We start from the raw sequence: 15,027 nt of genomic DNA, 5'->3' as shown, positions 1-15,027 counted from the left end.
TCCCATATACTAAAATTAGTAACATTTGATGATAAATTATATTTAACTTTTGGGAATAGCAGCACAGGTTAATGATGGTTGCATAGATGTAGAAGACTGGGCTGCAACCAGTTCAATTTTGCCTTGGCTATTACGTCGCCAAGATGTAGCTTGGACAAGAACTTCTGGAGATGGTGATATTTGGGCTGTGATTTCGCTAGTTTTGCGGTATGCAGAGAGATCGCGGATATCAGACCAAGTGCGATTGCTCCTCGCTTCCTGATTAGGATTTTGCGGCACACCACCCCGCCCCGTTGCCACAAACCGACTGCCTTCATTGCCCGCGCAACCTGTAGCAATTTGCTGGGATGGATCGGTGACATTTGCTGGTAGTTCAACTAAGCCGGAATTTGGATCAACGCCGATAGTATTAACTTGAACAGTGCCACTTACGCCAAATTGCGAACTGGCGGTGATGTCATTTTCGGGAGTAAGTTCGGGACGATATTTCAGCCCAATAATTCCCTGAGTAGTGATTTGAATATTGCCACCCCTTCCTTTCTCAGCATTGGCAATAATGTCACTGTTTTCTAAACCCACGATGTTCGGAGCATTAATCGTAATATTGCCACCATTACCATTGCTACCTGCTTCTGCACTGATAAAGCTGCCATGACGCATCAGTAGTAGATCCCGTAGTTGCAAATTAGTATTACCGCCACCGCCTGCTTTTGTGGATGCTGAAATACTGGCACCATTATCGAGTCGTAGGGTGTTCGCCTGAATGTTCAGGGTACCAGCTTTACCGGAGCCAAGGTTTTGGACAAAAACTGTTGCACCATTGCTGATGTTAAGAAGTGGGGTGTTAATCGTGGTGTTACCTGAAGTAGCTCTGGAAAATCCAGAAACAGGACGAACAGCAGTACCAATATAGCTGGGATTTTCTGCATCTTTGACACCATTCACATCAATCGATTCAGAAGCATTGATAGTCAGCGAACCCGCATTTCCTGAAACTATGCTAGAAGCAGACACTCTAGCGCCAGCTTGAACCGACAGCTTGCGGGTATCGATTTTCAAATCCCCTGCATTACCAGAACCGAATGTGGCAGTAGACAACAGACTAAAATAATTACCCTTTGGCGCTCCTTCATTTGTCACCTGAATCGTATCTGCCTTGACGATCAGATCGCCGCCATTGCCTGAAGCGTAGGGTCTTGCTGCTATATTGCCGCCAGCTAAAATAGACAGGTTTTGAGTGGAGATGGCAACATTTCCACCTTTCCCAGTCCCATAGGAAGCGGCTAATATCTGGCTGACTGCTCGAAAAGGAGAAGGGTCGCCAAATGCAAAACCGTTGACCCGCATTTCACCAGTATTGAGTGCAATATTGCCACCCAGCCCTGTGCTAAAAGTACGGTTGAAGATATACCCACCTTGATCAATATCCAATTGTGGGGTGGTAACGATAATATTGCCAGCCGCGCCGGAGGATATAGTTTCATTCACCAAACTGCTGGAACTCTTAAAATCAGGAGACTTGCCGATGATCTGAAGGGACTGAGTAGCATTGATTGCAATATCACCAGCAGTTTGGTTACTGCGATTTTGCACTAATATCAGCGAACCATCTCGGATACTGACCTGTTTCCCCTGAATTTGGATTGCTCCTCCACTTTCATTACTGAGATCGCGTGTAGATGCTAAAGCTCGTTGGTTGATCTGAATATCGCCAAAACTCGAAGCATTGGGATAACTTAGTGCAAATCCTTGAGGGATGGAATTGAGGGCAACGCTTCCGTTAGTGATGCTACCCAGTTCTATTAGTCCTCCCGGTGCAGAAAGCAACCCTCCATCCAAGGCAACATTCCCACCCAGTAATGCTAGCGTTTTTCCAGGTTGCAACTGTAATCCTCTTGTGCCGATGTTCAGTCCAGAAACCTGAAGCGAGTCGCCTAATTGGGCATTGTGCCCTGACCCTTGGACTGTAATAGCTCCCGGATTGCTGCCAAATTGTAAGCCAATAGGTACGCTCATAGTTAATAAGGGTGGCGTGGCATCAATGGCATTAAACTTCAACCCATCGGCAAATACTACGCTGTCGGCAGTTGTACCAACAAATGAACCGCCAATATTTAGGCTGGAATTGGGCCCAAATACAATTCCACTGGGATTGAGCAGAAATAAACTAACAGGGTTGCTGCTATTAAGAGTCCGAATTAAGCCATCAATATTGGAAACACTTCCACCCGTAACTCGACTAAATATAGTTGTAATATTTGGTGTATTGACTAAATCAAAGCTAGCGGAACCACCAGTGGGTACCGAAAAATTACTGAAACTGTGAAATAAATTATCACCTTTTTCAGTCCCGTTAAGAATAGTAAAATTATTACCGTTTTGGTTGATAAGGCTGTTGGTAGTACTATCGGATATGACTTGAGCATTTGCGTCACCACTCCAAAGGAGTATCGCAGGTAATACCATCCCGGAAGCCAAAAATCCTGTTGTGAGTGCAGATAGAAAAGCATAAACGCTTTGTGGCTTTTTGTTAGGCATCGCTCTCATGGCATAAATACTTACTTTTAACTGATAGTCTTAAGATTCCCGCAATAGTCGTGTTGAGAACAACTATTGCTAGAATCAAAATAATTTGAATTTACCATTTCCAGCATCGGGACTGATTAGTGGTCTGTCCCATTAATTTGGCAGGGTTTGTAGTAAGCACTTAAGTGCTTAAAAATCCAGGACTAAAGTCCTTACTACAAACTTTTATAACCCTTCAGAACTAATGGGGCAGACCATTAGTTTGACACCGCGGCACAGGTTAAAGATGGTTGTATGTTGGCTGCTTGAGCCGCAATTAATTCAACTTTGCCCTTTGCGTTGCGATGCCAAGTTGTGGCTTCGGTGAAAACCTTCGGTGAGGCTGGAATTTGGGCATTTAAATCACCCGTTTTGCGGTATGCAGAGATATTGCGGATGTCAGACCAAGTGCGTAGGCGTAGCCCGTCGTAGACATCGCTCGTCACTTGTTGATTGGGATTTTGCGGTACACCACCCCGACCTGTGGCGACAAATCGACTGCCTTGATTTCCAGAACAACCACTGGCTATTTGCTGGGATGAATCGGTGACATTTGTTGGTAGTTCCACTAACCCAGAATTGGGATCGACACCAACGTTATTAACTTGAACCGTACCGTTGACCCCAAACTGGGAGCTGGCAGTGATGTCGTTTTCGGAAGTCAGTTGAGGACGATATTTCAGCCCAATAATTCCCTGAGTAGTGATTTGAATATTGCCACCCCTTCCTTTCTCAGCATTGGCAATAATGTCACTGTTTTCTAAACCCACGATGTTCGGAGCATTAATCGTAATATTGCCACCATTACCACTGCTACCTGCTTCTGCACTGATAAAGCTGCCATGACGCATCAGTAGTAGATCCCGTAGTTGCAAATTAGTGTTACCGCCACCGCCTGCTTTTGTGGATGCTGAAATACTGGCCCCATTATCGAGTCGTAGGGTGTTCGCCTGAATGTTCAGGGTACCAGCTTTACCGGAGCCAAGGTTTTGGACAAAAACTGTTGCACCATTGCTGATGTTAAGAAGTGGGGTGTTAATCGTGGTGTTACCTGAAGTAGCTCTGGAAAATCCAAAAACAGGACGAACAGCAGTACCAATATAGCTGGGATTTTCTGCATCTTTGACACCATTCACATCAATCGATTCAGAAGCATTGATAGTCAGCGAACCCGCATTTCCTGAAACTATGCTAGAAGCAGACACTCTAGCGCCAGCTTGAACCGACAGCTTGCGGGTATCGATTTTCAAATCCCCTGCATTACCAGAACCGAATGTGGCAGTAGACAACAGACTAAAATAATTACCCTTTGGCGCTCCCTCATTTGTCACCTGAATCGTATCTGCCTTGACGATCAGATCGCCGCCATTACCTGAACGGTAGGGTCTGGCTGCTATATTGCCGCCAGCTAAAATAGACAGGTTTTGAGTGGAGATGGCAATATTTCCACCTTTCCCATTCCCATAGGAAGCGGCTAATATCTGGCTGACTGCTCGAAAAGCATTAGGATCGCCAAATGCAAAACCATTCACCCGCATTTGATCGGCACTGATTGCAATGTTGCCACCCGGCGCTGTGCTAAAGGTACGGTTGAAGATATACCCACCTTGATCAATATCCAATTGTGGGGTGGTAACGATAATATTGCCAGCCGCGCCGGAGGATATAGTTTCATTCACCAAACTGCTGGAACTCTTAAAATCAGGAGACTTGCCGATGATCTGGAGGGACTGAGTAGCATTGATTGCAATATCACCAGCAGTTTGGTTACTGCGATTTTGCACTAATATCAGCGAACCATCTCGGATACTGACCTGTTTCCCCTGAATTTGGATTGCTCCTCCACTTTCATTACTGAGATCGCGTGTAGATGCTAAAGCTCGTTGGTTGATCTGAATATCGCCAAAACTCGAAGCATTGGGATAACTTAGTGCAAATCCTTGAGGGATGGAATTGAGGGCAACGCTTCCGTTAGTGATGCTACCCAGTTCTATTAGTCCTCCCGGTGCAGAAAGCAACCCTCCATCCAAGGCAACATTCCCACCCAGTAATGCTAGCGTTTTTCCAGGTTGCAACTGTAATCCTCTTGTGCCGATGTTCAGTCCAGAAACCTGAAGCGAGTCGCCTAATTGGGCATTGTGCCCTGACCCTTGGACTGTAATAGCTCCCGGATTGCTGCCAAATTGTAAGCCAATAGGTACGCTCATAGTTAATAAGGGTGGCGTGGCATCAATGGCATTAAACTTCAACCCATCGGCAAATACTACGCTGTCGGCAGTTGTACCAACAAATGAACCGCCAATATTTAGGCTGGAATTGGGCCCAAATACAATTCCACTGGGATTGAGCAGAAATAAACTAACAGGGTTGCTGCTATTAAGAGTCCGAATTAAGCCATCAATATTGGAAACACTTCCACCCGTAACTCGACTAAATATAGTTGTAATATTTGGTGTATTGACTAAATCAAAGCTAGCGGAACCACCGGTTGGCACTGAAAAATTACTGAAACTGTGAAATAAATTATCACCTTTTTCAGTCCCGTTAAGAATAGTAAAATTATTACCGTTTGGATTGACAAGGCTGTTGGTAGTACTATCGGATATGACTTGAGCATTTGCGTAGCCACTCCAAAGGAGTATCGCAGGTAATACCATCCCGGAAGCTAAAAATCCTGTTGTGAGTGCAGATAGAAAAGCGTAGACGCTTTGTGGCTTGTCGTTAGACATCACTCTCATGGCATGAATACTTACTTTTAACTGATAGTCTTAAGATTCCCGCAATAGTCGTGTTGAGAACAACTATTGCTTAGAATCAAAATAATTTGAATTTGCCATTTCCAGCATCGGGACTGATTAGTTTGACATGGCAGCGCAGGTTAAAGATGGTTGTATGTTGACTGGTTGAGCTGCAATTAACTCAACGTTGCCCTTTGCGTTGCGATGCCAAGTTTTGGCTTCGATGAGAACCTTTGGTGAGGCTGGAATTTGGGCATTTAAATCACCCGTTTTGCGGTATACAGAGATATTGCGGATGTCAGACCAAGTGCGATTGCTCCTCACTTCCTGACTGGGATTTTGCGGCACACCACCCCGCCCCGTTGCCACAAACCGACTGCCTTCACTGCCGGCACAACCTGTAGTAATTTGCTGCGATGGGTCAGTGACATTTTCTGGTAATTTAACTAAGCCGGAATTTGGATCAACACCGATAGTATTAACTTGAACAGTGCCACTTACGCCAAATTGTGAACTGGCGGTGATGTCGTTTTCTGGGCTGAGTTGAGGACGGAATTGTAAACCAAATATTCCTTGGGTGGTGATTTGGATGTTACCACCATTACCTACAACTGCATTGGCGACAATATCACTATTTTCTAATCCGGCGATGATGGGTGAATTGATGTTGATATTACCCCCATTCCCTGAGCCGCCAGCTGTTGAGGTAATCAGGCTATTATTCCGCAGAAGTAACAGGTTTCTGGCGGACAATGCAATATTACCACCATTCCCGGATTCTGTTTGTGCCTGGATAAACCCTTGATTCTTTAATTGGATGGTGTCTGCACTGATGTTTATATTGCCACCATTTCCACTGCCTTGACTGGTAACACTGACTGTCCCTCTATCTGTCAGTGTTAGGATCGGTGTGGTAATGCTGACAGTGCCGGCATTCGCTGTTAATATATCCGGCAAACCGAATCGCTGCCGCAATGACGGATCGGGTCGGATGGTAGAGGCGTTAATGCTGCTATTATTTGTTCGACCTTGACCGCTGATTGTGATTGATTCGGTAGCGTTGATGCTCAAATCTCCCCCATTACCTGCAAAAAATGCGGTGGTGGCAACTGCTCCTCCATCCAAAATTTGCAATTTGGCAATATCTAGGGTCAAGGTTTTGGCACTTCCGGTTGCAAATGTAGTTGAGCTAATGTTGCTGTAAAGTCCAGATGGGCTTTCTCCGATCACCGTGGTATTGGTGTTACGAATTGTCACTTTACCGCTAGAACCACTGCCAAAGGTAGCCGAAGATAGTGAGGCACCGCTTGATACTAGTAGACTATTACCATTGACTAAAACATCACCAGCATTCCCAGTGCCTAGTGTAGTAGTGTTGAGTGTGGTGACATCAGCAGGATTAGTGGCTGAAAAGCCAGACAGTTCAATGGCGATCGCATCAATGTAAATATTGCCACTGGGAGCTGCTCCAAGAGTTGTGGTATTCAACCCCGCTCCTGACTTGATAGTGAAGTTGGGAGTAAGAACGCTGATATTCCCACTAGCTCCCATACCAAAAGCATTACTACGCACTCCGCTCTGAATTGCGCCATCAGCTGTTTTGGCAATCAGATTAATGGACTCTGTAGCCTGAAGGTGAATGTCACCACCGGGGAGATTGCCAAAATTTTGCGCCAGTACCAGAGAACCATCGGTGAATTTAATTTGCCTACCCTGAATTTGAACGGAACCTGCATTCACACCGCTGATATCTAATAGCGATCGCTGTGCCAGCTGAATATCACCAAAGCTTTGTACATTTCCATATCCCAGTGTATAGCCTTGTGCAGTTGGTATCAGATTTACCAATCCTGCACCGCTTAAACTACCCAATTCAACTCGCCCTTTTTCAGCGCTCAGGTTTGCCCCATTTAAATGTAGGTCGCCACCTACTAAAGCTAGCGTGTTTCCCGGCTGTACCCGCAGTTTTGTAGAACTGGGAGTCTGAATCGGAGGAAGCAGAACCAGTCCACTGACATTCCTCAAAGTATGTCCTGTACCTTGAACGTTGATGGGTGCGGGATTGCTGCCCAGTTGCAACCCAATAGGAATATTGATGCTCAACAACGGGGTAGATTGAGAATTGATTGTGCTAAACTCAGCGCCATCAGCAAATTTAATACTGTTGGCAGTTGTACCAATAAACGAACCCCCGATATTTAGTTGGGCATTGGCTCCAAAGATTATCCCACTAGGGTTGATCAAAAACAGATTGGCGCTACCGTTGGCTTTAATTAAACCATCAATTTGGGAAACACTCCCCCCAGTGACACGACTGAAGATATTTTGAATATCTGAGGGGTTATTGAAGAATGCAGAACCGTTGCTGGGAATTGAGAATTGGCTGAAGCTGTGGAAAAGGTTGTTGCCACCACGATTTCCATTTGTAATATTGAAATTATTACCATTTGTGGAAACGGTGGTCTTGAGGGTTCCGTCGGGAATAATTTGGGCATTGCTAAAGTCACACCACATCACACCGATCAATATTCCACCAATTAAACCCAAACAACGAGAATTAACACCCATCGCCAAGTTTCCTTTTATACTCTATATATTAGAGTTCCCATAAATGGTATTATTGCTAACATTGCTAAGATTTGTAAGTAGATCAGCGCAAGTTAATACTTGTTGGGTCTGAGCAGGGTATTTATCTGCAACTAGCTCAATTTTGCCCTGGCGGTTGCGATGCCAGGAAGTCGCTTGGCCAATAACTTTTGGGGATGGGGGAATTTGGGCTGTGATTTCACTATTTGTCCGGTATTCAGAGATATCGCGGATGTCAGACCAAATGCGATTGCTTGTTACTTGCTGCGTTGGATTTTGGGGCACACCACCACGTCCCGTTGCTACAAACCGACTGCCTTGATTACTCGCGCAACCTGTGGCAATTTTCTGCGATGCATCAACCACATTTGCTGGTAGTTGGACTAAGCCGGAATTTGGATCAACACCGATAGTATTAACTTGAACAGTGCCACTCAACCCAAATTGCGAACTGGCGGTGATATCACTATCAGGTGTGAGTTGGTCACCCAACTTCAGCCCAAAGATACCTTGGGTGGTGATTTGAATATTGCCCCCCCGACCTTTAATGGCATTAGCAATGATGTCACTGTTTTCTAATCCGGCGATGATGGGTGCATTAATGTTTATATTACCTCCATCACCATTACCGCCTGCTGTTGCTGCGATCGCACTATTGTGACGCAGCAGCAAGAACTTCCCAACTTTTAAGCCGATGTTACCTCCATCACCCGATTCTGTTTCTGCCTGGATGCTTCCTTGACGGTCTAATCGGATGGTATTGGCTGTAATGTTGAGACTGCCACCATTGCCGCTACCTTGACTGGTGACACTGACTGTCCCGCCATCTGTCACCGTCAGCTTCGGCGTGGTAATGCTCACATTACCTGCATTGGCCGTGAGTTGATCCGGTAGATGGAATTTTTGCCGCAGTATTGGAGATAGTCGAGTGCTAGACGAGTTGATACTGCTGTTATTGCTCTGACTACGACCGCTAATCTCGATGGATTCTGTGGCGTTAATGCTCAAATCTCCCCCATTACCTGCAAAAAATGTGGTCGTCGCAACTGTTCCCCCATCGAGAATTTGCAACTTGGCAGTATCTAGGGTCAAAGTTTTGGCGTTTCCGGTCGCAAAAGTGAATGAGCTAATGTTGCTATATAGTCCATCGGGACCTTCTCCCATGACAGTGGTGTGATTGGTGCGAATCGTCACTTTACCACTGGAGCCACTGCCAAATGTAGCTGAAATTAGTGATGCACCATCTGACACCAGTAAACTACTGGCATTGACGGAGATATCGCCAGCGTTCCCAGAACCATAGCCAGAAGTAGAAAGAATACTAACCTTTGGATTGATTGTTGACAACCCAGACAGTTCAATCGTTGTTGCATCAACGTGGATATTGCCACTGGTACCTACTCCAACTGAATTGATATTCAACCCCCCTCCCTGCTGGAGGGTAAGACGGGGAGTAATGACACTGATGTTCCCACTAGCTCCGACACCCACAGCTTCAGTACGCACACCACTCGGAACTGTGCCATCATCTGTTCTGCCAATCAAATCAATCGCCTCTGTAGCCTGAAGGCGAATGTCGCCGCCGGGGAGATTGCCTACATTTCGCGCCAGTACCAATGAGCCATCGGTGAACTGAATTTGCCTACCTTGAATTTGAACGGAACCTGCATTCACCCCGCTTGTATCTAATAGCGATCGCTCTTGAAGCTGAATATCACCAAAGCTTTGCCCATTTTCATATCCCAAAGTATACCCCTGTGCGGTTGGGAGCAAACTAACCAATCCTGCACCACTCACACTACCTAATTCTATTTGCCCTTGCTTGGCAGTCAGAGTTGCCCCATTTAAATTTAAATTGCCACTCACCAAAGCTAGGGTTTTTCCCGGCTGTACCCGCAATTCGGTAGCACTCGGATTTTGAGTGATAAGAGGCAGTCCATTGAGATTGTTCAAGGAGTGTCCTGTGCCTTGAACGATGATGGGTGCAGGATTGCTGCCCATTTGCAAACCAAGGGGAACATTGATGCTCAACAGTGGAGTAGCTTGGGAATTAATCGCGCTAAACTCAACGCCATCGGCAAATTTAATGCTCTCAGCAGTTGTCCCAATAAACGAGCCACCAATATTCAATTGAGCATTGGCGCCGAAAATAATCCCATTAGGATTGAGCAAAAACAGATTAGCGCTACCGTTGGCTTTAATTAAACCATCAATTTGGGAAACACTGCCCCCAGTGACGCGACTGAAGATGTTTTGAATATCTGAGGGGTTGTTGAAAAATGCCGAGCCGTTGCTGGGAACTGAGAATTGGCTAAAGCTGTGAAAGAGGTTGTTGCCAGCACGATTTCCATTCGTAATAGTGAAGTTATTACCATTTGCAGAGACGGTGGTGTTGAGGGTTCCGTCGGGAATAATTTGGGCATTGCTAAAGTCACACCACATCACACCGATCAATATTCCACCAATTAAACCCAAACAACCAGGAGTCACACTCATCGCCAAGTTCTCTTTCACAATTTATATTTAGAGTTCCCATAAATAGTATTTTTGCTAACATTATTAAGATTTGTTAATTATTGGAAACAGCAGCACAGGTTAACGGCTGTTGCATTTGAGTAGAAGATTGATCTGCTACTAACTCGATTTTTCCCTGAGCGTTGCGATGCCAGTTTATAGCTTGGACAAGAAGATTTGGAGATTTAGATATTTGTACCGTAACTTCGCCCATTTTGCGGTATGCAGAGATGTCGCGGATATCAGACCAAGTGTCATCACTCCTGACTTCCTGAGTGGGATTTTGCGGCACACCCCCCCTTCCTGTGGCAACAAAACTACTACCAATATTATTAGAACAGCCTGTAGCAATTTGCTGGGATGAGTCAGTGACATTTGTTGGTAGTTTGATTAAACCTGAATTAGGGTCAACACCGATAGTGTTAACTTGAACAGTGCCGCTGACACCAAATTGCGAACTGGCAGTGATGTCGTTTTCTGGAGTCAGCTGAGGACGAAATTGTAAACCAAAGATACCTTGGGTGGTGATTTGAATATTGCCCCCCTGACCTTGAATGGCATTAGCAATAATGTCACTGTTTTTTAATCCGGCGATGATGGGTGCATTAATGTTTATATTACCTCCATCACCATTACCCCCTGCGGTTGCTGCGATCGCACTATTATCACGCAGCAGCAAGAACTTTCCAACTTTTAAGGCGATATTACCTCCATTACCTGATTCTGTTTGTGCCTGGATGCTTCCTTGACGATCTAATCGGATGGTATTGGCTGTGATTTTGAGACTGCCACCATTGCCGCTACCTTGACTAGTAACACTGACCATCCCGCCATCTGTCACTGTTAGGTTCGGCGTGGTAATGCTCACACTGCCAGCATTCGCCGTGAGTATATCTGGTAGACGGAATCTTTGCCGCAGTATTGGAATTAGTCGAGTGGTAGATGAGTTGATACTGCTGTTATTGTTCCGACTGCGACCACTGATTTCGATGGATTCCGTAGCGTTAATGCTTATATCTCCCCCATTACCTGCAAAAAATGTGGTCGTCGCAACTGTTCCCCCATCGAGAATTTGCAACTTGGCGGTATCTAGGGTCAAAGTTTTGGCGTTTCCGGTTGCAAATGTAGTTGAGCTAATGTTGCTATATGTCCCGCCAGGGCTTTGTCCCATCACAGTGGTGTGATTAGTGCGAATTGCTACTTTACCACTAGAGCCACTACCAAATGTAGCTGAAATCAGTGAGGCACCATTTGACACCAGTAAACTATTGGCATTGACGGAGATATCGCCAGCGTTCCCAGAACCATAGCCAGTAGTAGAAAGAACACTAACGCTATTTGGATTGATTGGTGAGAAGCCAGACAGTTCAATTGCTGTTGCATCAATGTGGATATTGCCACTGGGAGCCACTCCAACTGAAATGCTATTCAATCCCCCTCCCACCTGAAGGGTAAGACGGGGAGTAATTACACTGACGTTCCCACTAGCTCCGATACCCACAGTTTCACTACGCACCCCGCTCCGAATTGTGCTATCAGCTGTTGTGCCAATCAGATCAATCGCTTCCGTAGCCTGAAGGCGAATGTCGCCGCCGGGGAGACTGCCGAAATTTCGTGCCAGCACCAGAGAGCCATCGGTGAATTGAATTTGCCTACCCTGAATTTGAACTGAACCCGCATTCACCCCGCTGATATCTAATAGCGATCGCCCTGCTAGCTGAATATCACCAAACTTTTGCCCATCTTCATATCCAAAAGTGTACCCCTGTACAGTTGGGAGCAAACTAACCAATCCTGCACCACTCACACTGCCTAATTCTACTTGCCCTTGCTTGGCGGTGAGCGTTGCCCCCTTCAACTCCAGATTGCCACCCACCAAAGCTAGGGTTTTTCCCGGCTGTATCCGCAATTCTGTAGGACTTGGATTTTGAGTCACAAGAGGCAGTCCACCAGGATTACTCAAGGAGTGTCCTGTGCCTTGAACGGTTATAGGTGCCGGATTGCTACCCATTTGTAAACCAACGGGAACGTTGATGCTCAACAGTGGAGTCGCTAGGGAATTAATCGCGCTAAACTCAACACCATCAGTAAATTTAATACTGTTGGCAGTTGTACCGATAAACGAACCACCGATATTCAATTGAGCATTGGCGCCGAAAATAATCCCACTAGGATTAAGCAAAAACAGATTAGCGCCACCGTTCGCCTGAATTAACCCCTCAATATATGAAACACTGCCTCCAGTGACGCGACTGAAAATATTTTGCACATCTGAGGCGTTGTTGAAGAATGCCGAGCCGTTTGTAGGAACTGAGAATTGGCTAAAGCTATGGAAAAGGTTGTTACCAACTCGATCGCCGTTGGTGATGGTGAAGTTATTACCGCTTTGGGAGACAGTAGTATTCAATGTGCCATCGGGAGTTACCTGGGCGTTGGCAAAGCTGCACCAGGTTGGCATTACCATCAACGGCACTATTCCACCACACAGAAACAACCCAGTAGAGGTCGCATTCATCGCCAAGCCTTTATTTATATTTTGTATTTAGGATGCCCAAAATGGTATACTATTCGACCGATCTCAAAATGGTGAATAGCGTACCGAAAAGTACAGCCCATTTTCTTGGAGCGATCGCCTTTCACCATCCACTGAGATCAGAGGAATGCCCCAATCTAGGCGGGCTGAGAAGTCATCGCCCTGTTTCCACAATAGCCCTAACCCAGTACTAAGAAGTGTACTTGGTGATGGATTTTCGCCCTTAACATTCCAGCCTTTGCCGACTTCAATGAAGGGTGTCAGTTGTAGCAACCCGCCAATCTTCTTAGCGCGGACAATAGGTACTCGAAATTCTGCGGATAATAACAGACCATTATCTGTGAGTAATGCATCTTGGCGATAGCCTCGTACACTTAGCTGTCCACCAAGACCAAATTGCTCCAAAGGCACTAGGGAATCTGCTGCCAATTGGAAATCGCCCCTAGCTAAAAATAGAGTATCTGGTGCTAATTGCCGCACCCACTGCGCCTGTCCCCGCCATGCGAAAAAGCGGCTATCTGGTTCATTATCACTGACATTTGCATCGAACCAATCTACACCAAAGCTTAATTGCGAGCGCGCTGCAAATACATACTGGTTACTTCGCTGGGTATATTCTTGAAAAAAGCGCAGAGCCGAAATATTGGTTTTTCCGTTTGCATCTGCACCAGCGGAGAGTTTAAACGGCCCAATGTTATCAATACCCAACTCAGTTTGGCTTTCCTGGCGCGAAAATGACAGCCCGATCGCCAATTCTTGGGTTGTTTTTTGCAGCAGTGGTTGCCGATAGCCCAATTCGTAAGAACGGCTATTTGACTGGATATCAAGAACGTTGAATGGCTTTTCAATCACGCGATTCCATCCTTGGCTAAAACCGAAGGATACGGTGCCATTACGGGCATTAATCGGCAGTGCGTAATTGACATTAACTGTATTACTGCCATCGGTATTGGCGTATCCTACACTCAGAGTATCGCCCAAGCCCAATAAATTGGCTTCTTGCAGATCCACTCCCCGGCGAAAACTGCCGACACTGGGCGATCGCCCATTATCCAGATTTGCTGTCAGTTTAAAAGTTTCTGCTTCTTCAACCTCAACTTGCAAAACATTGGTTCCCAGTTGCAGTCCTGTTTGCAACTCGGCTGACAGGTTTTGAATCCGCGGATCGAGACGGAGTAGTTGTAGTTTTTCTAGTAAGCGCGGTATGTTTAACGGTTTGCCAGTACCAAGTTGGATGCGATCGCGAATGTATTGACTATGCAATCGTCTATTACCGATAATCTTGATTTCTTGCACAGTGCCTTCGATCACCTGAATTTTGATCACCCCAGCTTCTACTGTCTGCGGTGTAATCAACGCCCCCGTGGTTACATAGCCTTTATCAGTGTATAGCTTTGTGATGGCATCTCTAACTTGCAACAACTCAGCAAAGGTCAGTTCTCTTCCCACAAAGGGATCTGTGATAGCGGTAAACTGTTCTGCTTTGAAGACTGTACTGCCCAAAACTTCAATGCGATCAACCCGAAATCTGGTATTAGGGTCACCCTGTTCCCAAATTGGCTGATTCGGTAGTTGTGGGGATGGAAGCAATTGATTGTTGTCTGGTGGCTTGGGTAGTACATCTAACGGTAAAGGAGTCTCAGGAATATCCTCTAATCGACCTGGGGGTAATGTCTGAGGATTGGGAGTCTGGGCAGTCGCATTTTGATAGTTGCATAATACTGCTGCGATCGCAAAGCTAAGTGTTAGACATCCAGGAAAAATCCTCAGTTTGCCCGCGAACTTGCCTACCTCTGGCTGATTTCTAACCAAGGTTCTTCTAATCATTATTTGTAATTAAATAAATTAAATTACAGATTGAATCCTTAATACTTATAAAGTATAAGTAAATACATGACAGCCACTATATTTAACTTAAATTTTTCTAAAAAAAATCAGTAATATTACTATTTATCAAGGAAGGCAAAGGGCAGTTATTGCTGGAGGAAAACTGCCTGACGCTCTTTACGAGATAATATCCCAAAAAAAAGTCAGAGCGGAGGAAGTCTCCACTCTGTTAGCGGCGTCGGAGCGTCACTTTGCAAGAAAGTG

6 protein-coding genes are annotated in these 15,027 nt (G+C 45.6%); all 6 read right to left on the bottom strand.

What is annotated here, in order from left to right; translation table 11 throughout:
* Positions 1-42 precede the first annotated feature (42 nt).
* Positions 43-2,538, bottom strand: a complete 2,496-nt coding sequence (locus HUN01_RS10140) for a two-partner secretion domain-containing protein (protein WP_420832787.1) — start codon at positions 2,536-2,538, stop codon at positions 43-45.
* A 245-nt stretch (positions 2,539-2,783) separates the two neighbouring features.
* Positions 2,784-5,294, bottom strand: a complete 2,511-nt coding sequence (locus HUN01_RS10135; RefSeq protein WP_476703930.1) for a two-partner secretion domain-containing protein — start codon at positions 5,292-5,294, stop codon at positions 2,784-2,786.
* A 126-nt stretch (positions 5,295-5,420) separates the two neighbouring features.
* The gene (locus HUN01_RS10130) at positions 5,421-7,871 is read right to left on the bottom strand and encodes a two-partner secretion domain-containing protein (protein WP_181931154.1); all 2,451 of its coding nucleotides are present in this window, start codon (positions 7,869-7,871) and stop codon (positions 5,421-5,423) included.
* 21 nt (positions 7,872-7,892) lie between these two features.
* Complete coding sequence (locus HUN01_RS10125) at positions 7,893-10,385, bottom strand: two-partner secretion domain-containing protein (RefSeq protein WP_181932637.1); 2,493 nt, start codon at positions 10,383-10,385, stop codon at positions 7,893-7,895.
* Positions 10,386-10,458: 73 nt separating this feature from the next.
* A complete protein-coding gene (locus HUN01_RS10120) occupies positions 10,459-12,918 on the bottom strand; it encodes a beta strand repeat-containing protein (RefSeq protein ID WP_181931153.1) in 2,460 nt (819 codons plus the stop codon).
* A gap of 63 nt (positions 12,919-12,981) precedes the next feature.
* A complete protein-coding gene (locus tag HUN01_RS10115; RefSeq protein WP_181931152.1) occupies positions 12,982-14,763 on the bottom strand; it encodes a ShlB/FhaC/HecB family hemolysin secretion/activation protein in 1,782 nt (593 codons plus the stop codon).
* Positions 14,764-15,027: the final 264 nt, after the last annotated feature.

This window comes from Nostoc edaphicum CCNP1411 (assembly GCF_014023275.1).
Taxonomy (GTDB): domain Bacteria; phylum Cyanobacteriota; class Cyanobacteriia; order Cyanobacteriales; family Nostocaceae; genus Nostoc; species Nostoc edaphicum_A.
The sequence above is the reverse complement of the archived record's forward strand: the minus strand, read 5'-3'. Positions and strand labels throughout refer to the sequence as shown.

Bases quoted from the DNA above. Each gene is read 5' to 3' on its own strand.
- HUN01_RS10120 (WP_181931153.1), bottom strand. From the start codon at position 12,918: ATGAATGCGACCTCTACTGGGTTGTTTCTGTGTGGTGGAATAGTGCCG.
- HUN01_RS10135 (WP_476703930.1), bottom strand. From the start codon at position 5,294: ATGTCTAACGACAAGCCACAAAGCGTCTACGCTTTTCTATCTGCACTC.
- HUN01_RS10115 (WP_181931152.1), bottom strand. From the start codon at position 14,763: ATGATTAGAAGAACCTTGGTTAGAAATCAGCCAGAGGTAGGCAAGTTC.
- HUN01_RS10125 (WP_181932637.1), bottom strand. From the start codon at position 10,385: ATGAGTGTGACTCCTGGTTGTTTGGGTTTAATTGGTGGAATATTGATC.
- HUN01_RS10140 (WP_420832787.1), bottom strand. From the start codon at position 2,538: ATGCCTAACAAAAAGCCACAAAGCGTTTATGCTTTTCTATCTGCACTC.
- HUN01_RS10130 (WP_181931154.1), bottom strand. From the start codon at position 7,871: ATGGGTGTTAATTCTCGTTGTTTGGGTTTAATTGGTGGAATATTGATC.